General features: G+C 72.3%; 19 protein-coding genes, 1 pseudogene and 1 riboswitch. Of the genes and pseudogenes, 5 read left to right on the forward strand and 15 right to left on the reverse strand.

Annotated features, from left to right (window positions below; all coding sequences use genetic code 11):
- Positions 1 to 169: 169 nt before the first annotated feature.
- The 13 genes and pseudogenes from E3O41_RS03760 to sdhC all read right to left on the reverse strand — a co-directional run bounded on the left by E3O41_RS03760 (position 170) and on the right by sdhC (position 12,422).
- Positions 170 to 523, reverse strand: coding sequence for a Fe-S protein (locus E3O41_RS03760; protein WP_067025630.1), 354 nt, complete (start codon positions 521 to 523; stop codon positions 170 to 172).
- Between the two features lie 51 nt (positions 524 to 574).
- A complete protein-coding gene (gene ribH, locus E3O41_RS03765) occupies positions 575 to 1,057 on the reverse strand; it encodes a 6,7-dimethyl-8-ribityllumazine synthase (protein WP_067025633.1) in 483 nt (160 codons plus the stop codon).
- Positions 1,054 to 2,328 (reverse strand): bifunctional 3,4-dihydroxy-2-butanone-4-phosphate synthase/GTP cyclohydrolase II, encoded by a 1,275-nt coding sequence (locus E3O41_RS03770; protein ID WP_067026016.1) that lies wholly within the window; start codon positions 2,326 to 2,328, stop codon positions 1,054 to 1,056. Before E3O41_RS03770 ends, ribH begins: the two co-directional genes overlap by 4 nt.
- 14 nt (positions 2,329 to 2,342) lie before the next feature.
- A complete protein-coding gene (locus tag E3O41_RS03775; protein WP_083990895.1) occupies positions 2,343 to 3,071 on the reverse strand; it encodes a riboflavin synthase in 729 nt (242 codons plus the stop codon).
- Positions 3,071 to 4,132: a bifunctional diaminohydroxyphosphoribosylaminopyrimidine deaminase/5-amino-6-(5-phosphoribosylamino)uracil reductase RibD gene (gene ribD, locus E3O41_RS03780; RefSeq protein WP_067025636.1), complete on the reverse strand. Its 1,062-nt coding sequence runs from the start codon at positions 4,130 to 4,132 to the stop codon at positions 3,071 to 3,073. Before ribD ends, E3O41_RS03775 begins: the two co-directional genes overlap by 1 nt.
- 76 nt (positions 4,133 to 4,208) lie before the next feature.
- A riboswitch (FMN riboswitch) is annotated at positions 4,209 to 4,350 on the reverse strand.
- 48 nt (positions 4,351 to 4,398) lie between these two features.
- Positions 4,399 to 5,256 (reverse strand): Fpg/Nei family DNA glycosylase, encoded by an 858-nt coding sequence (locus E3O41_RS03785; RefSeq protein ID WP_067025639.1) that lies wholly within the window; start codon positions 5,254 to 5,256, stop codon positions 4,399 to 4,401.
- Positions 5,257 to 6,201: 945 nt separating this feature from the next.
- Positions 6,202 to 6,763, reverse strand: a pseudogene (locus tag E3O41_RS03790) (GNAT family N-acetyltransferase).
- Positions 6,763 to 7,743, reverse strand: coding sequence for a tryptophan--tRNA ligase (gene trpS / locus E3O41_RS03795; RefSeq protein WP_067025643.1), 981 nt, complete (start codon positions 7,741 to 7,743; stop codon positions 6,763 to 6,765). The pseudogene E3O41_RS03790 and the gene trpS overlap by 1 nt, the downstream one beginning before the upstream one ends.
- A 193-nt stretch (positions 7,744 to 7,936) precedes the next feature.
- Positions 7,937 to 8,836 carry an exodeoxyribonuclease III gene (locus E3O41_RS03800; RefSeq protein WP_067025646.1) on the reverse strand — a complete coding sequence of 300 codons (900 nt, stop codon included), beginning with the start codon at positions 8,834 to 8,836 and terminating at the stop codon, positions 7,937 to 7,939.
- Between the two features lie 106 nt (positions 8,837 to 8,942).
- A complete protein-coding gene (locus E3O41_RS03805) occupies positions 8,943 to 9,701 on the reverse strand; it encodes a succinate dehydrogenase iron-sulfur subunit (RefSeq protein ID WP_067025649.1) in 759 nt (252 codons plus the stop codon).
- Positions 9,701 to 11,527 carry a succinate dehydrogenase flavoprotein subunit gene (gene sdhA, locus E3O41_RS03810; RefSeq protein WP_067025652.1) on the reverse strand — a complete coding sequence of 609 codons (1,827 nt, stop codon included), beginning with the start codon at positions 11,525 to 11,527 and terminating at the stop codon, positions 9,701 to 9,703. Before sdhA ends, E3O41_RS03805 begins: the two co-directional genes overlap by 1 nt.
- Positions 11,528 to 11,550: 23 nt before the next feature.
- Positions 11,551 to 11,994 carry a succinate dehydrogenase hydrophobic membrane anchor subunit gene (locus tag E3O41_RS03815; protein WP_067025655.1) on the reverse strand — a complete coding sequence of 148 codons (444 nt, stop codon included), beginning with the start codon at positions 11,992 to 11,994 and terminating at the stop codon, positions 11,551 to 11,553.
- On the reverse strand, positions 11,994 to 12,422 hold the full coding sequence (gene sdhC, locus E3O41_RS03820) for a succinate dehydrogenase, cytochrome b556 subunit (RefSeq protein ID WP_083990897.1): 429 nt from the start codon (positions 12,420 to 12,422) through the stop codon (positions 11,994 to 11,996). The genes E3O41_RS03815 and sdhC overlap by 1 nt, the downstream gene beginning before the upstream one ends.
- Positions 12,423 to 12,578: 156 nt before the next feature.
- Here sdhC and E3O41_RS03825 point away from each other — a divergent pair, with 156 nt between their 5' ends.
- The 5 genes from E3O41_RS03825 to E3O41_RS03845 all read left to right on the forward strand — a co-directional run bounded on the left by E3O41_RS03825 (position 12,579) and on the right by E3O41_RS03845 (position 17,098).
- A complete protein-coding gene (locus tag E3O41_RS03825) occupies positions 12,579 to 13,691 on the forward strand; it encodes a mannose-1-phosphate guanylyltransferase (protein ID WP_067025658.1) in 1,113 nt (370 codons plus the stop codon).
- 24 nt (positions 13,692 to 13,715) lie between these two features.
- Positions 13,716 to 14,111, forward strand: coding sequence for a cytidine deaminase (locus E3O41_RS03830; RefSeq protein ID WP_067025661.1), 396 nt, complete (start codon positions 13,716 to 13,718; stop codon positions 14,109 to 14,111).
- Positions 14,108 to 15,394: a thymidine phosphorylase gene (locus E3O41_RS03835; RefSeq protein ID WP_067025664.1), complete on the forward strand. Its 1,287-nt coding sequence runs from the start codon at positions 14,108 to 14,110 to the stop codon at positions 15,392 to 15,394. Before E3O41_RS03830 ends, E3O41_RS03835 begins: the two co-directional genes overlap by 4 nt.
- Complete coding sequence (locus tag E3O41_RS03840; RefSeq protein ID WP_135012025.1) at positions 15,391 to 16,497, forward strand: adenosine deaminase; 1,107 nt, start codon at positions 15,391 to 15,393, stop codon at positions 16,495 to 16,497. Before E3O41_RS03835 ends, E3O41_RS03840 begins: the two co-directional genes overlap by 4 nt.
- A gap of 97 nt (positions 16,498 to 16,594) precedes the next feature.
- Positions 16,595 to 17,098, forward strand: a complete 504-nt coding sequence (locus E3O41_RS03845) for a DUF4190 domain-containing protein (RefSeq protein ID WP_067025670.1) — start codon at positions 16,595 to 16,597, stop codon at positions 17,096 to 17,098.
- A 75-nt stretch (positions 17,099 to 17,173) separates the two neighbouring features.
- Here E3O41_RS03845 and E3O41_RS03850 read toward each other — a convergent pair whose 3' ends face one another.
- Together E3O41_RS03850 and E3O41_RS03855 are read right to left on the reverse strand one after the other, a co-directional pair.
- The gene (locus E3O41_RS03850; protein WP_135012027.1) at positions 17,174 to 18,313 is read right to left on the reverse strand and encodes a mannitol-1-phosphate 5-dehydrogenase; all 1,140 of its coding nucleotides are present in this window, start codon (positions 18,311 to 18,313) and stop codon (positions 17,174 to 17,176) included.
- Positions 18,314 to 18,316: 3 nt separating this feature from the next.
- The gene (locus E3O41_RS03855; RefSeq protein ID WP_067025675.1) at positions 18,317 to 20,341 is read right to left on the reverse strand and encodes a PTS mannitol transporter subunit IICBA; all 2,025 of its coding nucleotides are present in this window, start codon (positions 20,339 to 20,341) and stop codon (positions 18,317 to 18,319) included.
- Positions 20,342 to 20,375: the final 34 nt, after the last annotated feature.

A 20,375-nucleotide genomic window follows, 5' to 3' on the forward strand; every position in this document is an offset into this window, starting at 1 on the left:
CCGCTGAATGAGCATTCTGCGCACCCGGCGCGCGCCCGGGTGCGGCATGACGGGATGCCGGGGGAGACCACGACGCCCCCGCTGATCACATTGATCAACGGGGGCGGGAATGCCGTGTGAAGTGCGCGTGTAACGGGCGTGTTTCGGGGAGGTCTGCTCCGGCTGGGCGTCAGCGCCAGATGACGGCCAGGCCCGCGTTCAGCAGCGTGAGCCCGCCGATGAGCCAGAACACCCACGACGGCAGCGGCGTGCCCTTGCGCGCGCGGCTCGTGCTGATGCCCACGAGCGCGCCGATCACGATGAGCACCACGAGCTTGATGCCGATCTTGACGTAGTTGAGGTCGTGGTCGAGGCCCCACGGCGCCGCGAGCGCGAGGCCCGCCACGCCGGCGACGAGGACGCCGAGGTCCATGAGCCGCGTGGCCTGGTAGCGCCGCGCGACGGCCTCGACGAACCAAGCGCCGAAGAGGATCGCGAACCCGGTGAGGTGGACGAGCAGGACGACGTGCCGCAGGATCTCCATAACTTCTACTCTATGTAGAGAAACCCCCGCGGCGGAAGGCCGCCGCCCGCCTCAGCTGCGGAAGCGGCGCAGCTCGCGCAGGGTGACGGCGGTGCGCAGCGCGGCGTCGGCCGCCTCGCCGCCCTTGTCCTCGGTCGATCCGGGCAGGCCGGCGCGGTCGAGGCCCTGCTGCTCGTTGTCGAGGGTGAGCACGCCGAATCCCACCGGCTTGCCCGTGTCGAGGGCGACGCGGGTGAGGCCGTCGGTCGCGGCGGACGAGACGAACTCGAAGTGGGGGGTGCCGCCTCGGATGATCACGCCGAGCGCGACGACCGCGTCGGCGCCGGCCTCGAGGGCGGCCTTGGCCACCACGGGCAGCTCGAACGAGCCGGCCACGCGCACGAGCTCGTGGCTCGCCCCCGCCGCGTCGAGCACGCGCCGCGCGCCGGCGATCATGCCCTCGGTGATGGTCTCGTGCCACGTGCCGGCGACGATCACGACCTCCAGGCCGGTGCCGTCGATCCGGTCGCGCTCGGGTGCGCCCTTGCCGCTCATGCGTTCTCTCCCGCGTTCATCTGGGCGACCGCCTGCGCCAGCTCGGCCTCGCCGATGATGTGGCCCATGCGGTCGCGCTTGGTCTCGAGGTACTGGTGGTTGTTGGGCCCGACGCCCACGATCAGCGGCACCTGCTCGGCCACGTCGAGGCCGAAGCCGCGCAGCTGGGAGACCTTGTCGGTGTTGTTGGTCAGCAGCCGGATGCTCGAGACACCCAGGTCGGCCAGGATGCCCGCGGCGGCCGCGTAGTCGCGGGCGTCGGCGGGCAGGCCCAGCGCGGTGTTGGCGTCGACGGTGTCGAGCCCCTCCTCCTGCAGCGCGTAGGCGCGCAGCTTGTTGATGAGGCCGATGCCGCGCCCCTCGTGGCCGCGCATGTAGATGACCACGCCGCCCTCGCGCTCGATGGCGTCCAGCGCGGCGTCGAGCTGCGGGCCGCACTCGCACTTGAGCGAGCCGAACGCCTCGCCCGTGAGGCACTCCGAGTGCACGCGCACGAGCGGGGTCTCCAGCGACGACAGGTCGCCCGAGACGATCGCGAGGTGGTCGGTCCCCGTGATGCGGTCCTTGTAGGCCAGGAACCGGAACGTGCCGTGCGAGGTGGGCACGAGCGCGTCGGCGCGCAGGCTCACCGCCCGGCGCTGCGGGCCCTCGGCCCCGCGCGGGTCGTGCTCCTCGAGGTAGGCGACGAGCTGCTCGATCGTGATGACGGGCAGTCCCTCGCGGGCGCCCATCTCCACGAGGCCGGGCAGGCGCATCATGCTGCCGTCCTCGGCGACGACCTCGGCGATCACCGCGACCGGCTGCAGGCCGGCGAGCTGCATGAGCTCCACCGCGGCCTCGGTGTGCCCGCCGCGCTGGCGCACGCCGCCGGCCACGGCCCGCAGCGGGAGGATGTGGCCCGGCCGGATGACGTCGGCGGCCTGCGACTCCGGATCGGCGAGCACGTTGAGCGTGCGCGCCCGGTCGGCGGCGCTGATCCCCGTCGTCACGCCGGTGGCCGCGTCGACGCTGACGGTGTAGGCGGTGCCCTTCGCGTCCTCGTTGTTGGTCACCATCGGCGGCAGGTCGAGGCGGTCGGCCCAGTCGTGCGGCATCGGCGCGCACAGGTAGCCGGACGTGTAGCGGACCGTCCAGGCGATCCACTCGGGGGTGGCGAGCTCGGCCGAGAGGATGACGTCGCCCTCGTTCTCGCGGTCCTCGTCATCGGCGACGATCACGGGGCGGCCGGCGCGGAGCGACTCCAGCGCCTCCTCGATGGTGGCGAGGGCCAGGGGAGCGGTCGGGCTCATCGCGAGCCTCCTTCGAACGGGGCGGAGAGGATCGTGTAGTCGGCCGGGGGCGCGTCGGTGGTCATGAACGACGTGCCGGGGCGGGGGACGGTGCTGGGCGCGGGCGCCTGCGGCGTGGCGGCCGAGAACGCCATGAGGCGCTGCACGTGCCGAGCCAGGATGTCGGTCTCGAGGTTCACGCGGGCGCCGGCGACGAGCGCCCCCAGCGTGGTGGCCTGCAGCGTCTCGGGGATGAGCGACACCTCGAACCATGGGCTCAGCGCGCCGGCGGGGCTCACGGCGCTCACGGTGAGCGAGGTGCCGTCCACGGCGATCGAGCCCTTGTCGACCACGAGCGGGGCCAGGTGCGTCGGCAGGGCGACGCGGATCACGCGCCACTGCGCCCCGGGGCGCACCTCGGTCACCGTGCCGGTGCCGTCGATGTGTCCCTGCACGATGTGACCGCCCAGGCGGTCGCCCACGGCGGTGGCCCGCTCGATGTTGACGCGCGTGCCGGGGCGGGCCTGGCCGAGCGTCGACATGTCGAGGGTCTGCTTCATCACGTCGGCCGTGAAGCCCTGCGCGTCCCACGCGACCACCGTGAGGCAGACGCCGCTGACGGCGATCGAGTCGCCGTGACGCACGCCCTCCACGGCGCCGGGCGCCCGCAGCGTGAGCCGCACGCCGTCGCCGGACGGCTCGATCGCGGTGACCTCGCCGATCTCTTCGATGATCCCGGTGAACATCAGTCCTCTTCCTTCCCGGGCCACGGCCGGCGCTCGCGCAGGCGGGCCTCGAACAGCACATCGTCGCCGAGCGTGGCGGTGTGATCGATCACGAGCCGGCGCGCGTCGCCGATGGTCCCGACGCCGATGTCGTCGAGCGACAGGCGCGGACCGCCGAGCAGCACCGGCGCGACATAGACGAGCAGCCGATCCGCGAGCCCAGAGCGCAGGAACGCGCTCACGAGCGTGGGGCCGCCCTCGACGAACACGCGGTGCAGGCCGCGATCGCGCAGATCGGCCAGCACAGCGGCGAGGTCGTGGGTCGGGTAGACGAGCGGCTGGCCCCCGACGGCCTCGTTCGCGGGGTGGCGGTGGACGGCCGCGTCGGCGGGCACCCGGCTCGTGCCGATCACGACGGGCACCGGCTGGCGCTCGGCGAGGCGTCCGTCGATGCGGGCGGTCAGCTGCGGGTCGTCGGCGAGCAGCGTGCCCGTGCCCACGACGATCGCGTCGGCCTCCGCGCGGCGGCGGTGCACGTCGGCGCGCGCCTCGGCGCCGGTGATCCACTGGCTCGTGCCGTCGGTGGCGGCGGCCCGGCCGTCGAGGCTCTGCGCCCACTTCACGGTGACGTGCGGGCGGCCGAGGCGGAACGACGTGATCCACGGCTCCAGGAACGCTCCGGCCTCGTCGGCGAGCACGCCCGCCTCCACGTCGACCCCCGCCGCGCGCAGCCGCTCGGCGCCGCCGCCCGAGGTCTTGCCCGGGTCGTCGATCGCGTAGACCACGCGCGCGACGCCCGCGGCCAGGAGCGCCTCGGAGCAGGGGCCGGTCAGGCCGGTGTGGTTGCACGGCTCCAGTGTGACCACGGCCGTGGCACCGCGGGCACCGCCCTCGGGCAGCTTCGACAGCGCGTCGACCTCGGCGTGCGCGGTGCCGGCGCCGCGGTGCCAGCCCTCGGCGAGCACCTCGCCCCCGGGCGAGAGGATCACGGCGCCGACCTGCGGGTTCCGGCTGCGCGGACCGCGGGCGGCGAGCTCGAGGGCGCGCGACATCGCGCGGCGCTCCGCCTCGCTGTGGGCCATTCGATCCTCCGGGTTCGTCGCGTCCGGGGTCATCGAACGGCTCCCCGCGGCTCGCCTCAGCGATCCGCGGACAACCGCGTGCTTCCTCTCATCCGGACTCGCAGGCTGCGCCTGCATCACCGTCGGTCCCGGAATCCCACCGGATCAACCTCGGGATCGCTCCCTCGGCTCGCGGACTGTCACCGCCGGTTCGGATTCTCACCGACCCCGGAGCACGTGTGCTCGTTCCAGCCTAGTCAACGCGGCGGGCGCCGGCGTATTCCGCGTCACTTCAGCAGGCGCGACAGCCGGCGGTCGGCGAGGATCTTCCCGCCGGTCTGGCAGGTGGGGCAGTACTCCATCGATCGATCGGCGAAGAACACCGATCGCACGGTGTCGCTGCACACCGGGCACGCCTGCCCGGCCCGGGCGTGCACGGCCATGCCCCGGCGCTTGGCGTCCTTGAGGTCGGCCGGCGGCTTGCCCTCGGCGGCGCCGATGGCATCGGCGAGGGTCCGGTGCATCGCCGCGTGCAGGCGCGCGACCTCGTCGGGCGTGAGCGTGGCCGCGATCGCGTACGGCGACAGGCGGGCGGCGTGGAGGATCTCGTCGCTGTAGGCGTTGCCGATGCCCGCGATGACCGACTGATCGCGCAGCAGCCCCTTGATCTGGGTGCGCCGCCCGCGCAGCACCGCGGCGAAGGCCTCCTCGCCGAGGCCGAGCGGATCCGGGCCGAGGGTCGCGATGCCCGGCACGTCGCGCGGGTCGCGCACCACGTAGGCGGCGAGCGACTTCTTCGTGCCCGCCTCGGTGAGGTCGAACCCCGAGCCGTCGTCGAACCCGACGCGCAGCGCGATGGGGGAGCGGCCCGGCTTGATCACGGTCGCCGGCAGCTGATCGGACCACCGCAACCAGCCCGCCTTGGCCAGGTGGAACACGAGGTGCAGCCGGTCGCCGAGCACGAGATCCACGAACTTCCCGTGCCGCTCCGCCCCCGTGACGGTGGCGCCGGTCAGCGCAGTCAGCGGCGGGTCGAACGTCTTCAGCGCCGCGATCTGCGCCACCTGCGCCTTCACCACCGTGAGCCCGGTGGCGCGGTTGCGCAGGAACCGCACCAGTCCCTCGACCTCGGGCATCTCCGGCATGCGGCCATCCTGCCACGGTGCCCTGGATCCGTGGGGCACCCGCGGACTCGGGCTCGCGCCCTCGGGAAGAGGCCCCGCGCATCCCGAAGGAGATCCGTGCCCGGCAGGAGGGATCCGCGGGCTCCCCTCCGACCGACGGCGGATATCCTGCGCGGCGCGGCGATCATCCGCCCGTGGGCGGCGCGCCGCCTGGGATCCGCCGCCGCGCCCCGGGACCCGCGCCCTCGGGCTCGCGCCCTCGGGAGGAGGTTCCGCGCATCCCGAAGGAGATCCGCGCCCGGCAGGACGGATCCGCCGGATTCTCTCCGACCGACGGCGGATATCCTGCGCGGTGCGGCGATCATCCGCCCGGCGGCGGCGCGCCGCCTGGGATCCCCCGCCGCGCCCCGGATCCGCGCCCTCGGGCTCGCGCACTCGGGAGGAGGCGCCGCGCATCCCGAAGGAGATCCGCGCCCGGCAGGACGGATCCGCCGGATTCTCTCCGACCGACGGCGGATATCCTGCGCGGTGCGGCGATCATCCGCCCGGCGGCGGCGCGCCGCCTGGGATCCCCCGCCGCGCCCCGGATCCGCGCCCTCGGGCTCGCGCACTCGGGAGGAGGCGCCGCGCATCCCGAAGGAGATCCGCGCCCGGCAGGACGGATCCGCCGGAGTCCCTCCGACAGAGCGCTGATCTCCGGCTCAGCGCGGCAATCGTCCGCCCGACGGCGCGCCGCCCGGGTCAGCCCGGCGGCGCCCGCCCGGCGGCGCCCGCCCGGCGGCGCCCCCAGCCCTGGATCCCCCGGCGCGAACCGGATCCGCGCCCTCGGGAGGAGGCCCCGCGCATCCTGAAGGACATCCGCGCCCGGCAGGACGGATCCGGGGGATCCCCTCCGACCGACGGCGGATATCCTGCGCGGTGCGGCGATCATCCGCCCGGCGGCGGCGCCCCTCGCCGCGGCCCGGGTCAGAGCGGCCAGGACTGGGGCGTGCGCGCGTCGGTGGCGAGCAGGCCGGCGACGTGGCCGTCGCGGCGGGTGCCGCCGCCGCCGATGCGGCCGAGGCCCCTGCGCAGCAGGTCCTCGTAGCGGAAGCCGAGCCGCTGGGCGACGGCGACCGAGGCCGCGTTGCCCGTCACCGCCCGCCACTCGACGCGCTCGAGGCGCATCGGGCCGAACGCGAAGTCCAGTGCGGCGTTCGCCGCCTCGATCAGGTATCCCCGACCGCGGGCGGACGCGGCCACCCAGTAGCCGATCTCCGCCGCGGCGTCGCGGATGCCGTGGGAACCCGATCATGCCGACCAGCCCGGTCTCGTCGCGGATCGCCCAGGTGTACTCGGCCCCCGACTCCCACCATTCGGCCACGAGCGCGACGAAGCTCTCGGCGTCGGAGCGCTGGTACGGCGACGGGACCGTGGTGAACCGCTGGATCTGCGGGTCCTGGCAGGCCTCGCAGATCGCGTCGATGTCGGCCTCGGTGGGCGCGGAGAGCACCAGCCGCGGCGTGCGCAGCACGATCGGCTCGGGCATCACACGGCGCGGCGCAGCAGGCCGACCCTGTCGTACACGTCGGCGAGCGTCGCATCGGCGACGGCCTCGGCCTTGGCCGCGTTCGCCGCCAGCACGCGGTCGAGCTCGGCGGGGTCGTCGAGCAGCTCGAGCGCGCGCTCGCGCACCGGTCCGAACTCGGCCACGACCACATCGCGCACGGCCTTCTTGAAGTCGCCGTAGCCGCGACCGGCGAACTCGTCCTCGATCTGCGCGATCGTGCGCCCGGTGAGGGCGGCGTGGATCGTCATGAGGTTCGAGACGCCGGGCTTGTTCTCGCGGTCGTACGCCACGACGCCGTCGTTGTCGGTGACGGCCCGCATGATCTTCTTCGCGGTGACGTCGACCTCGTCGAGCAGCCACAGCACGCCGGCGTGGGACTCCGCCGACTTCGACATCTTCGAGGTGGGGTTCTGCAGGTCGTAGATGCGCGCCGTCTCGCGCGGGATGACCGGCTGCGGCACGCGGAAGGTCTCGCCGAAGCGCGCGTTGAAGCGCTCGGCGAGGTCGCGCGTCAGCTCGACGTGCTGCTTCTGATCGTCGCCGACCGGCACGACGTCGGTCTGGTAGAGCAGGATGTCGGCCGCCATGAGGACGGGGTAGGTGAACAGCCCGACGCTGGCGTTGTCGGCGCCCTGCTTCTGGGACTTGTCCTTGAACTGCGTCATGCGGCCGGCCTCGCCGAAGCCGGTGATCGTCGAGAGGATCCACGCCAGCTCGGCGTGCGCGCGCACGTGCGACTGCACGTACAGCGTCGACCGCGACGGCTCGATGCCGGCGGCGATGTACTGCGCGGCGGTGCGGCGGGTCTTCTCCCGCAGCTCGGCGGGGTCCTGCGGCGCCGTGAGGGCGTGCAGGTCGACGACCGAGAAGAACGCGTCGTACTCGGTCTGCATGTCGCGCCACTGCATGAGCGCCCCGATGTAGTTGCCGGCCTGAAGCGAGTCGGCCGATGGCTGCATTCCGGAGTAGAGGCGCTGCTGAGTCACCCGTCAATCCTAGGCCCGCGCCCGCGAGCACTCGGTCTCGACTCCGCGGCTGCGCCGCTCCGCTCGACCCGTCTCCGCTCCGGCGCGCTGCGCCTCCGGTCGACGAGCCGTGACCATCCGGGCTCGTCGACTGAGCGAAGCGGAGCCGAGAGCGGGGCGGCGCCGATCAGCCGATCGCGTACTCGGCCACCACCGGGGCGTGGTCGCTCCAGCGGGTGTCGTACGACGGCGCGCGGTCGACGCGGTAGTTCGACGCCCGCGGCGCGAGCGCGGGGGAGGCCAGGTGGTAGTCGATCCGCCACCCGGTGTCGGTGTCGAAGGCCTTGCCGCGCATCGACCACCAGGTGTACGGGCCGTCGACCTCGCCGTGCGCGGCGCGGCCCACGTCGACCCAGCCGAGCCCCGTGGCCCCGGCGCTGTACGACCGGGTGTCGCTGAGCTCGCCCACCATGCCGCGGCCGATGCCCTCCTGCCCGGCGACGGGCTCGCCCGCCGGCGTGAGGATGCGGTCGAAGTACGCCCGCTCGCGCGCCAGGAAGCCGGCCTTCTTGACGTTGCCCTTCCAGTTGCGGATGTCGAGCGGCCGATGCCCCACGTTGAGGTCGCCAGTCACGAGCGCCAGGGCGCCGTCGGCCGCCAGCTCCGTCATGCGGTGCTCCATCGCGTCGAGGAAGGCCCACTTCGGGTCCTGCTTGGCGGGGGTCTCGGCCTCGCCCGTGAACACGTAGGCGCTGACGACCGTGAGGGTCTCGCCGCCGACCTCGAAGTCGGCCTCGATCCAGCGCCCGCTCGACTCGAGGCCGTCGTCGCCCAGCTCGACGCGCGAGATCGCGCACTCCTCGCGCGAGGCGATGGCGACGCCCGCGCGCCCCTTCTGCAGCGACGCGTCGGCGATCACGCGCCAGCCGGGCATCGCCTCCTCGAGGTGCTCGAGCTCGCCGCGGACCTCCTGCAGCGTGACGATGTCGGGCGCGGCCTCCTCGAGCCACGCGCCCATGCCCTTGCGGGCCGCCGCCCGGATGCCGTTGACGTTGATGGACGCGATGCGGAGGGGGCGGGAAGTCATGCTTCCAGCCTAGGCGGGGCCTCCGACACCGCCCGCGCCGGCCGCCGGGCGCAGGAAAACGGAAAAGGGGCCCGGCCGAAGCCGAGCCCCCTTCACCGGGTCGATGTCACGGGCGTCCGCGCAGGACCGCGTTCTTGACCTCGGCGATCGCCTTGGTGACCTCGATGCCGCGGGGGCACGCCTCGGAGCAGTTGAAGGTCGTGCGGCAGCGCCACACGCCCTCCTTGTCGTTGAGGATGTCCAGGCGCACCTGGGCCTCGTCGTCGCGCGAGTCGAAGATGAAGCGGTGCGCGTTGACGATCGCGGCGGGGCCGAAGTACTGGCCGTCGGTCCAGAACACCGGGCACGAGGTGGTGCAGGCGGCGCAGAGGATGCACTTGGTCGTGTCGTCGAAGCGCGCGCGGTCCTCGATCGTCTGCAGGCGCTCCTTGCCCTTGTCGGGCGTCGACTTGGCCTGCAGGAACGGCTGGACCTCGCGGAACGCCGCGAAGAACGGGTCCATGTCGACGATCAGGTCCTTCTCGAGGGGGAGGCCCTTGATCGCCTCGACGTACACCGGCTTCGAGATGTCGAGGTCCTTGATGAGCGTCTTGCACGCCAGGCGGTTGCGGCCGTTGATGCGCATCGCGTCGGAGCCGCAGATGCCGTGCGCGCAGGAGCGGCGGAACGCGAGCGACCCGTCGACGTTCCACTTGATGCGGTGCAGCGCGTCGAGCACGCGGTCCGTCGAGTACATCTCGACGTCGTAGTCGACCCACTTCGGCTCGCTGTCGACCTCGGGGTCGAAGCGGCGGATCATGAACGTGACCAGGTAGGACTGGACGGCCTGCTCCTCGGCGGGAGCCTCAGCGACGGCAGACGACATCAGTACTTCCTCTCCATGGGCGCATAGCGAAGCTCGCCGGCCTCATCCTTCGTGAACACCACGGGCTTCCAGTCGAGCCGGATGTGGTCCTCCGGGTTCGGCGAGTGCGGGTCACCCGTGAGGTACGCCATCGTGTGCTGCATGTAGTTGACGTCGTCCCGGTCCGGGTAGTCCTCGCGCATGTGGCCGCCGCGACTCTCCTTGCGGTTGCGGGCGGCGTAGGCGACGATCTCGGCGAGGTCGAGCAGGAAGCCCAGCTCGACCGCCTCGAGCAGATCGGTGTTGTACCGCTTGCCCTTGTCGTCGACGTAGACGTTCTGGTAGCGCTCGCGCAGGTCGTGGATCGTGCCGAGGACGTTGGTGAGCGTCTCCTCGGTGCGGAACACCTGGGCGTTCTTGTCCATCTCCTCCTGGAGGGTGGTGCGGATGTCGGCGATGCGCTCGGTGCCCTTGCGGGTGCGCAGCGTCTCGAGCATCTCGCGGACCTCCTTGGCGGGGTCCTCCGGGAGCGGCACGAAGTCGGCCGTCTTGGCGTACGCGACGGCGTTGTTGCCCGCGCGCTTGCCGAACACGTTGATGTCGAGCAGCGAGTTGGTGCCGAGGCGGTTGGCGCCGTGCACCGACACGCACGCGCACTCGCCCGCGGCGTACAGGCCGGGGACGATCGTGTCGTTGTCGGCTAGGACCTCGCCGTTGTTGTTGGTGGGGATGCCGCCCATGGCGTAGTGCGCCGTCGGCATCACCGGAACCGGCTCGACGACCGGGTCGACGCCCAGGTACGTGCGGGCGAACTCGGTGATGTCGGGCAGCTTCGTCTCGAGCACCTCGGCGCCCAGGTGGGTGCAGTCGAGGTAGACGTAGTCCTTGTTCGGGCCGGCGCCGCGGCCCTCGAGCACCTCCTTGACCATGCAGCGGGCGACGATGTCGCGCGGCGCGAGGTCCTTGATGGTGGGGGCGTAGCGCTCCATGAAGCGCTCGCCCGAGGCGTTGCGCAGGATCGCGCCCTCACCGCGCGCGCCCTCCGTGAGGAGGATGCCCAGGCCCGCGAGGCCGGTCGGGTGGAACTGGAAGAACTCGATGTCCTCGAGCGGCAGGCCCTTGCGCCAGATGATGCCGACGCCGTCGCCCGTGAGGGTGTGGGCGTTCGAGGTGGTCTTGAACATCTTGCCGAAGCCGCCGGTGGCGAAGATGACCGACTTGGCGTGGAAGACGTGCAGGTCGCCCGTGGCGAGCTCGTAGGCCACGATGCCGGCGATGCGGGTCTTGCCCGCCTCGTCCTTCACCGTGATGAGGTCGAGCGCGTAGAACTCGTTGTAGAACTCGATGCCGAGCTTGACGCAGTTCTGGAACAGCGTCTGCAGGATCATGTGGCCCGTGCGGTCGGCGGCGTAGCAGGCGCGGCGCACCGGCGCCTTGCCGTGTTCGGCCGTGTGACCGCCGAAGCGGCGCTGGTCGATCTTGCCGTCCGGGGTGCGGTTGAACGGCAGACCCATGTTCTCGAGGTCGATGACCGCGTCGATCGCCTCCTTGGCGAGGATCTCGGCCGCGTCCTGGTCGACGAGGTAGTCACCGCCCTTGATGGTGTCGAAGGTGTGCCACTCCCACGAGTCCTCCTCGACGTTCGCGAGCGCGGCGGCCATGCCGCCCTGCGCCGCGCCCGTGTGGGAACGCGTCGGGTAGAGCTTCGTCACGACGGCGGTCTTCGCGCCGGGGCCGGCCTCGATGGCCGCGCGCATGCCGGCACCGCCGGCGCCGACGATCACCACGTCGTACTGGTGGTAGTAGACGCCGTCCTTGAGCTCGGCGTCAGGGTACTTCTGAGTCACGAAATCGGCTCTCTTCAGTCGGTTCAGGCGGCGGGGCAGCTGTCCCAGAGGACGCTGTCGGGGGTCACGCCGAGGCACGGGTCGAAGGTGAACACCACGAGGGTGCCGAGGACGATCATCAGCCCGGCGGCGATCCAGATGGCCCACACCAGTGCGGCGCGCAGCTTGGCGCCCTGGACGTAGTCGTTCACGATCGTGCGCATGCCGTTGGCGCCGTGGATGAAGGCCAGCCACAGCATGAGCACGTCCCACCACTGCCAGAACGGCGAGGCGAGCTTGCCCGCGACGAACGCGAAGTTGATCGCGTGCACGCCGCCCTCGGGGATGATCAGGTTCGAGATGAGGTGGCCGAAGATCAGCACGACCAGCAGCACGCCGGAGACGCGCATGTAGAGCCAGCCCCACTTCTCCCAGTTCGAGCCGCGACGGGCGGACGAACGCGGAGCGGCGATGGTGTCGGCGGTCATCAGTGCCCACCTCCCGAGAAGACGTTCATGAGGTGGCGCGGCGCGAAGCCGGCCATGACGACGACCCAGACGCCGATGACGCCCCAGAACAGCCAGCGCTGGTATCGGGCGCCCTTCGACCAGAAGTCGACGAGGATGATCCGCAGGCCGTTGAACGCGTGGTAGGCGATCGCGCCGACCAGGACCAGCTCGCCGAGGCCCATGATGGGCGTCTGGTACGTGCTCATCACGGCGTTGTACGCCTCGGGTGAGACGCGGATGAGTGCGGTGTCGAGCACGTGCACCAGGAGGAAGAAGAAGATGGCGACGCCGGTGATGCGATGCAGCACCCACGACCACATTCCTTCGCGGCCGCGGTAGAGCGTGCCCCGCGGCGTCTTCGAGGTGGTCTCCGACACCGACGGCGTCGGGCGTGCGGTGGTGGACACGACGGCCTCCTAGTCGATGCGAGGTGGATCGTCCGGCTCACAGAAGGCGCGCCGAACCTGTTCATCCTATTCCCAGCCCCGGAAGGCCAGCGACGAAGGGGACCCTAACCACCTCCCGCTGATTGGGATGTCAAGCGGGCCCGTTAGCCTGTCGGCATGACCGAGACGATCGACGACTTCTTCGCCGTGATCCCCGCCGGCGGCATCGGCTCCCGCCTCTGGCCGCTGTCGCGGGCGGAGGCGCCCAAGTTCCTGCACGATCTGACCGGTTCGGGCGTCTCGTTGCTGCGCGAGACGTGGGATCGGCTGCTGCCGCTGACGGGCGCCGATCGCATCTCGGTCGTCACCGGCGTCGCGCACGGGCCGGCGGTCGAGAAGACGCTCCCGGACATCCCGGCCGACAACGTCTTCCACGAGATCGACCCGCGGGACTCCTCGGCGGCGATCGGACTCGCCGCGGCGGTGCTGCTGCGGCGCCACCCCGACGTGATCATCGGCTCGTTCGCGGCCGATCACGTGATCCAGCGCCAGCGCGCGTTCGAGTTCGCCGTGCGCCAGGCCGTGGCCGTGGCCCGCGAGGGCTACATCTGCACGATCGGCATCACCCCGAGCGAGCCCTCCGTCGGGTTCGGCTACATCCAGACCGGCGGCGAGCTCGACGTGGCCGGGGCGCCCATGGCGTCGACGGTGCAGCGCTTCGTCGAGAAGCCCGACCTCGACACGGCCCGCGCGTACTTCGCCGATCGCTCGTTCCTGTGGAACGCGGGCATGTTCATCTCTCGGGCCGACGTGCTGCTCGACGAGCTGAAGGCCAACGAGCCCGAGCTGCACGCGGGCCTGACCGAGATCGCCGCCGCGTGGGACACCGAGGCCCGCGACGAGGTGCTGGGGCGCGTGTGGCCGTCGCTGAAGAAGATCGCGATCGACTACGCCGTGGCCGAGCCGGCCGCCGAGAAGGGCCGCCTGGCCGTCGTTCCCGGCCAGTTCGACTGGGACGACGTGGGCGACTTCGCCAGCCTGCGCAAGCTGGTCGCCGACGGCCGCCGCCACGAGGTGTCGATCCTCGGCGAGAACCGCAACGTCATCGCCGACGAGTCGGCCGGGCTGGTGGTCTCGCAGACCGATCGCGTCATCGCCGTCGTGGGCCTGGACGACATCATCGTCGTCGACACCGCCGACGCCCTGCTCGTGACCAACAGCGAGCACGCGCAGCGCGTCAAGAGCGTGGTCGGCACGCTGCACGCGCGCGGCCGCGACTCGGTGCTGTGACCCCCGCCGGGCGATAATCGGCGCATGGACATCGACTGGGACGAGCTGCGCGCCGTCGCGACCGACATGCTCGAGCACGCCTACGTGCCGTATTCGCACTACCCCGTGGGCGCCGCCGCGCTCGTGACCGACGGCCGCATCGTGTCGGGCTGCAACGTCGAGAACGCCTCGTACGGCCTCGGCCTGTGCGCGGAGTGCGGCCTGGTGTCGAACCTGGCGGCGACCGGCGGCGGGCAGCTCGTGGCGTTCGTGTGCGTCAACAAGGACGGCGACATCATCATGCCGTGCGGCCGCTGCCGCCAGCTGCTGTACGAGTTCTCGGTGCCGGGCATGCTGTGCTGGACGGTGGCCGGCATCCGCACGATCGACGAGGTGCTGCCCGACGCGTTCGGTCCGCGCGACCTGGAAGCCGTGCGGTGACCGAGCCGTTCGACGCCGTCGACGTCATCCGCGCCAAGCGCGACGGCGGCGAGGTGCCCGAGGCCGCGCTGCGCTGGATGATCGACGCCTACACGCGCGGCTACGTCGCCGACGCGCAGATGTCGGCGTTCGCGATGGCGGTGCTCCTGCGCGGCATGACGCGCGAGGAGATCCGCGTGATGACGGACGCGATGATCGCCTCGGGGGAGCGGATGTCGTTCGCCGGCCTCGGCAAGCGCACCGCCGACAAGCACTCCACGGGCGGCGTGGGCGACAAGATCACGCTGCCGCTCGCGCCCCTGGTCGCCGCGTTCGGCGTGGCGGTGCCGCAGCTGTCGGGGCGCGGGCTCGGGCACACCGGGGGCACGCTCGACAAGCTCGAGTCGATCCCGGGGTGGCGGGCGGCGCTGTCGAACGACGAGCTCATGGCGCAGCTGCGCGACGTGGGCGCGGTGATCTGCGCCGCGGGAGCCGGCCTCGCCCCGGCCGACAAGAAGCTCTACGCCCTGCGCGACGTGACCGGCACGGTCGAGGCGATCCCGCTGATCGCCTCGAGCATCATGTCGAAGAAGATCGCGGAGGGCACCGAGGCCCTCGTGCTCGACGTCAAGTTCGGCTCCGGCGCGTTCATGAAGGACCCGGCCGCCGCGCGCGAGCTCGCGCGCACGATGGTCGCGCTCGGCGAGGACTCGGGCGTGCGCACCACCGCGCTGCTCACCGACATGAGCACCCCGCTCGGGCTCGCCATCGGCAACGCCAACGAGGTGCGCGAGTCGGTCGAGGTGCTCGCGGGCGGCGGGCCGGCCGACGTCGTCGAGCTCACGGTCGCGCTCGCGCGCGAGATGCTCGCGCTCGCAGGGCTGCCCGACGCCGACCCGGCCGCGGCGCTCGCGGACGGCCGCGCGATGGACGCGTGGCGGGCGATGATCGCGGCCCAGGGCGGCGATCCGGACGCGGCGCTGCCCGCCCCGCGCGAGACCCACACGGTCACGGCCGCGCGCGACGGCGTCGTCTCGCGGCTGGACGCCTACACGTTCGGCGTCGCCGCGTGGCGGCTCGGGGCCGGTCGCGCCCGCGCCGAGGATCCCGTGGTGCACGCCGCCGGCATCGACCTGCACGCCAAGCCGGGCGACCGCGTGGCGGCGGGACAGCCGCTGTTCACCCTCGGCGCCGACGACGCTTCGCGGTTCGCCCGCGCGATCGAGGCGCTCGAGGGTGCCTACGAGATCGCTGCCGAGGCGCCGGAACCCCGGCCGCTCATCGCCGAGAGGATCGCCGCGTGAGCGACGCGATCCGGGCGCTGCCCAAGGTGTCGCTGCACGATCACCTCGACGGCGGCCTGCGCCCGCAGACGCTCCTCGAGCTCGGCGCCCGCGTGGGCCTCGAGCTGCCGGCGAGCGACCCGGCCTCGCTCGGCGACTGGTTCCTCGCCGCGTGCACGTCGGGCTCGCTGCCCGAGTACCTCACGACCTTCGATCTGACGCTCGCCGTGATGCAGACGCGCGACGGGCTGGAGCGTGTGGCGCGCGAGTTCGTGGAGGATCTCGCCGCAGACGGCGTGGTGTACGGCGAGGTGCGCTGGGCGCCCGAGCTGCACCAGGGCGCCGGGCTCACCCTCGAGGAGGCCGTGGCCGCGGTGGCCGACGGTTTCGCGCAGGGGGAGCGGGCGGTCGCGCTCGCGGGCGGGCGCATCCGCGTGCGCCAGCTGATCACGGCGATGCGGCAGAACGACCGATCGGCCGAGATCGCGCGCCTGGCGATCGCCTCGCGCGACGCGGGCGTGGTCGGCTTCGACCTGGCCGGACCCGAGGACGGCTTCCTGCCGTCGAGGCACGCGGAGGCCTTCGCGATCCTGGCCGAGGCGCTGTTCCCCGTCACCGTTCACGCCGGCGAGGCCGCCGGTGTGGACTCCATCCGCTCGGCTCTCGTCGACGGTCGGGCGCTGCGCCTGGGCCACGGCGTGCGCATCGCCGACGACCTCGAGGTGCCCGGCGGGCGCGCGGGCGCGGCGCGGCGCGGGGCCACCGACGCCGCCGACGTGCGGCTGGGGGAGCTGGCCGCCTGGGTGCGCGATCGCCGCATCCCGCTCGAGCTGTCGCCGTCGTCGAACGTGCAGACCGCGGGCTTTGCCGACTGGGGCGCGGAGATCGCCGATCATCCGATCGATCTGCTGCGCCGCCTCGGCTTCGCCGTCACGGTCAACACCGACAACCGGCTCATGAGCCGCACCTCGCTCACGCGCGAGCTGACCCTGCTCGCCGACGCCTTCGGCTACGGGCTCGGCGACCTGGAGCGCCTGCAGGTGACGGCCGCCGAGGCCGCGTTCCTGCCGCTCGCTGAGCGCGAGGAGCTCGTCGCGCGCGTCCGGGACGGCTTCCGCAGCTGACCCGGGCGCGCCGCCGGGCCCCTCGCCGGGCCGGCGGCGTCGTCCTACGATGGAGCGAACCCGGCGCTGCCGCGCCGCGAGACGCGAGAGGGATGCGATGAGCAACGACAACCCGACCCCGCCGCCGTCGGAGCCGAACGGTCAGCCCGCCTACCCCGGCACGCCCGCCGGCCAGCCGCAGCCGACGTACCCGCCGCAGGCCTCGTACCCGACGCCGCCGCCGTCGTATGCATCTCAGTATCCCGGGGGATACCCCGGCGCGTACGGGCAGCCCGCCGGCCCGGGCGGCGAGGACCCCGGCAAGACGATGGGCATCGTCGGCCTCGTCGTGAGCATCGCCGGCCTGTTCATCCTGTTCGTGGCTCCGATCGCGGGCATCATCGTCTCGGCGATCGCCCGCAGCCGCTCGAGCCGGGCCGGCTTCTCGAACGCACCGGCGCTGTGGGGCATCATCGTCGGCGCCGTGATGCTCGTGCTCAACGTCATCTTCGTGATCGTCATCATCGCCGTGATCGCCGCGATCGCCAACGCGGCGCTCTGCGGCGAGCTCGGCCCCGGCGTGCACGAGATCGCCCCCGGCCAGGAGATCGTCTGCTCGTGAGCCGGCCCGCATACGCCGCATGAACGACAAAGGCGGCCGCCCGGAGAGCCCCGGGCGGCCGCCTTTCTCGTGGCGTCAGCGTGCTGCGGCGACGACGTCCACGAGTCCCGCGTACAGCGGGTGATCGGCGTCCAGACCCGAGACGCGGCGGACGAACTCCGGTGCGTCGAGCTCGCCGAGCAGGCGGCGCATCTCGACCGACTGCTCGTCCTCGGGGTCGTCGAACGCGAGCGCGGCGCCCACGGCGGCCAGGAGCCCGTCGACCGGGAGCCCGCGCTCGGCGGCCTCCGCGGCGGGGCCGATGAACCGCTCGTGGCGCGACAGCTTGCGCAGCGGCTGGCGCCCGACCCGCCGCACGGTGTCGGGCAGGGCGTCGTTGCGGAAGCGGTCGAGGATCGTCGCGCGGTACTCCGCCAGCTCCTCGGGGGCGAACTCGTGCTTGGCCACGAGGATGCGCGAGGTGTCCTCGAGCGCCGCCTCGACCCCCGCGGCCACCGACTCGTCGGCGAGGGCCTCGGCGATCTTCTCGTGCCCCGCCTGGGCGCCGAGGTAGGCCGCCGTGGCGTGCCCCGTGTTCACCGTGAACAGCTTGCGCTCGATGTACGGGCTGAGGTCGTCGACGAAGTGCGCGCCGGGGATGTTCGGCGGGGTGTCGCCGAACGGCGCACGCTCGATCGCCCACTCGAAGAACGGCTCGACCGTCACGTCGATCCCGGCGCCGTCGGGCTGTCCCGGCACGATGCGGTCGACGGCCGTGTTCGCGAACACGGCGCGCGCGGCCAGCTCGTCCCAGTCGTCGCCCGCCGCGGCCTGCATCTCGCCGCGCAGGGTGTCGGTGGCGCCGATCGCGTTCTCGCACGCCATCACCTGCAGCGGCGCGGCGCCCGGGTCGCGGCGGCGCAGGCCGGCCACGAGGAGCGGCGCGATGAAGCGCAGCACCGTCGGGCCGACCGCGGTGGTGGCGACGTCCGCCGCCGCCACCTCCGCGGCCACCGCGTCGGGGTCCTGGGCGCTGTTGAGCGCGCGGAACCCCGTGACCACGTGATCGCGGCCGCCCACTCCGACCTCGTGCACGGTGTACTGGTCGGCCGCGTTGATGGCGTCGACGAGCGGTGCCGCAACGTCCGAGAACACGAGCTCGTACCCGCCTTCGTGGAGCAGCAGCCCCACGAAGCCGCGGCCGATGTTGCCCGCGCCGAAGTGCACAGCCTTCATCGATCAGCCCTCGTTCACCGTCTGCAGGAGGGCGTAGAGCTCCTCCGGCGTGGCCGCGGCCTTGAGCTTCGCGATCTGCTCGTCGTCCGAGAACAGCGTCGCGACGTTCGACAGCAGCGAGAGGTGCTCGTCGCCCTTGCCGGCGATGCCGACGACGAAGGTCGCCGTCTCGCCGTCCCAGTCGACGCCGCCGTCGTAGCGGACCACGGTGAGCGCCGACGCCAGCACGGCGTCCTTCGCCTCGTTGGTGCCGTGCGGGATGGCCAGCTCGTTGCCCATGTACGTCGACACCGTCTGCTCGCGGGCGAGCATGGCGTCGTAGTACGCGCCGGTGACCGCACCGGCGGCCTGCAGCATGTCGGCCGCCTCGCGCAGCGCCTCGTCGCGCGAGACCGATCCGGCGTGGATGCGCACGCGCTCGGGGGCGAGCACGCTGTCGGTCGCGGCGGGGGCGGCGGGTGCCGCCTCGGCCGCGACGGGCTCGGCCGCGCCGCCCTGCTGCTGCTCGAGCAGCATGCGCGTGATCTCGTCGTAGCGCGGCGAGTTCATGAAGTTGTCCACCGAGACGTGCAGGGCCGACTGCTCGCGCTGCTGGGCGCGCTCGGTCAGCTGCTGCTGCGTGACGACGAGGTCGGCGGTGCCGTCCAGCGCCGCGATCGCCTTGTTGGTGACGGTGACGCCCTCGATGCCGGCGGCCTTGAACTTGTTGCGCAGCACGCTCGCGCCCATGGCCGACGAGCCCATGCCGGCGTCGCACGCGAACACGACCTTCTGGATCGTCTTGGTGGCGGTCGCGGTGCCGCCGGCGACGAGGCCGCCGAGCACGCTCGACTTGCGGCCCTTGTTGGCCTCGGTCTGGGCCACCGCCGAGGCGAAGCCGTCGGCGCCGGCGGCCTCGGCCGCGAGGTCGCGCTTGCGGCTGCCGAGGAGGAACAGCATGCTCACGAGGAACGTCACGCCCGCCGAGAGGATCACCGACAGGATCACGCCGAGGTGGCTGCCGGGGGCGGTCTGGATCAGCACCGCGAAGATCGACCCTGGGGAGGCCGGCGCGACGAGGCCCGACTGGAAGATCACGTTGGTCAGCACGCCCGTGGCGCCACCGGCGATGAGGCCGAGCAGCAGGATCGGCTTGGCGAGCACGTACGGGAAGTACACCTCGTGGATGCCGCCGAGGAACTGGATGATCCAGGCGCCGGGGGCCGTCGCGCGGGCGGCGCCCACGCCGAACAGGGCGATCGCGAGGAGCAGGCCGGCGCCGGGGCCGGGGTTGGCCTCGACGAGGAACAGCAGGCTGCGGCCGGTCTCGGTGGCCTGCTCGCTGCCGATCGGGGTGAACACGCCGTGGTTGATCGCGTTGTTGAGGAAGAGCACCTTGGCGGGCTCGACGATGATGCTCGCGAGCGGGATGAGGCCCGTGTCCACGAGCCAGCCGACGACGGCGCCGAGCAGGTCGGTGAGCCACTTCATGGCCGGCGCGAGCCAGAAGAACGCCGCCAGGGCGGTGAAGAAGGCCACGAAGCCCGCGGAGAAGTTGTCCACGAGCATCTCGAAGCCGGCCCGGACCTTGCCCGCCCACAGCTTCTCGACCTGCTTGAGGATCAGCGCCGCGACGGGGCCGGCGACCATGGCGCCGAGGAACATCACGGTGCCGGCGGCGCCGATGATCACGCCGAACGCGGCCACGGCACCGACCACGCCACCGCGGTGACCGTAGACCACGTTGCCGCCGGTGAAGGCGATCAGCAGGGGCAGCAGGTACGTGATGATCGGGCTGACGAGACCGATCCACTCGGTGCCGTCGGAGGCGGTGCCGCCGCCGAGCATCGCCGAGTCGGCCCAGCGCCACGCCGGGATCGGGCCGCTGTTGCCGAGCCAGCCGGTGTCGATGAACAGGGCCGTGATGAGGCCCCACGCGATGAACGCCGCGATGTTGGGCATGATCATGCCCGAGAGGAACGTGCCGAACTTCTGCACGCCCACGCGGACCGTGCCGGGCGACTTCGCCGCGGCTGCTGTGTCAGTCATGGATTCGTCTTTCTGGGTATGGGGAGGGTGGATT

The organism is Microbacterium sediminis, assembly GCF_004564075.1.
In the GTDB taxonomy this organism is placed as follows: Bacteria; Actinomycetota; Actinomycetes; order Actinomycetales; family Microbacteriaceae; genus Microbacterium; species Microbacterium sediminis.

Bases quoted from the DNA above. Each gene is read 5' to 3' on its own strand.
- E3O41_RS03760 (WP_067025630.1), bottom strand. From the start codon at position 523: ATGGAGATCCTGCGGCACGTCGTCCTGCTCGTCCACCTCACCGGGTTC.
- ribH (WP_067025633.1), bottom strand. From the start codon at position 1,057: ATGAGCGGCAAGGGCGCACCCGAGCGCGACCGGATCGACGGCACCGGC.
- E3O41_RS03775 (WP_083990895.1), bottom strand. From the start codon at position 3,071: ATGTTCACCGGGATCATCGAAGAGATCGGCGAGGTCACCGCGATCGAG.
- ribD (WP_067025636.1), bottom strand. From the start codon at position 4,132: ATGGCCCACAGCGAGGCGGAGCGCCGCGCGATGTCGCGCGCCCTCGAG.
- E3O41_RS03785 (WP_067025639.1), bottom strand. From the start codon at position 5,256: ATGCCGGAGATGCCCGAGGTCGAGGGACTGGTGCGGTTCCTGCGCAAC.
- trpS (WP_067025643.1), bottom strand. From the start codon at position 7,743: ATGCAGCCATCGGCCGACTCGCTTCAGGCCGGCAACTACATCGGGGCG.
- E3O41_RS03800 (WP_067025646.1), bottom strand. From the start codon at position 8,836: ATGACTTCCCGCCCCCTCCGCATCGCGTCCATCAACGTCAACGGCATC.
- E3O41_RS03805 (WP_067025649.1), bottom strand. From the start codon at position 9,701: ATGTCGTCTGCCGTCGCTGAGGCTCCCGCCGAGGAGCAGGCCGTCCAG.
- E3O41_RS03815 (WP_067025655.1), bottom strand. From the start codon at position 11,994: ATGACCGCCGACACCATCGCCGCTCCGCGTTCGTCCGCCCGTCGCGGC.
- E3O41_RS03825 (WP_067025658.1), top strand. From the start codon at position 12,579: ATGACCGAGACGATCGACGACTTCTTCGCCGTGATCCCCGCCGGCGGC.
- E3O41_RS03830 (WP_067025661.1), top strand. From the start codon at position 13,716: ATGGACATCGACTGGGACGAGCTGCGCGCCGTCGCGACCGACATGCTC.
- E3O41_RS03845 (WP_067025670.1), top strand. From the start codon at position 16,595: ATGAGCAACGACAACCCGACCCCGCCGCCGTCGGAGCCGAACGGTCAG.
- E3O41_RS03850 (WP_135012027.1), bottom strand. From the start codon at position 18,313: ATGAAGGCTGTGCACTTCGGCGCGGGCAACATCGGCCGCGGCTTCGTG.
- E3O41_RS03855 (WP_067025675.1), bottom strand. From the start codon at position 20,341: ATGACTGACACAGCAGCCGCGGCGAAGTCGCCCGGCACGGTCCGCGTG.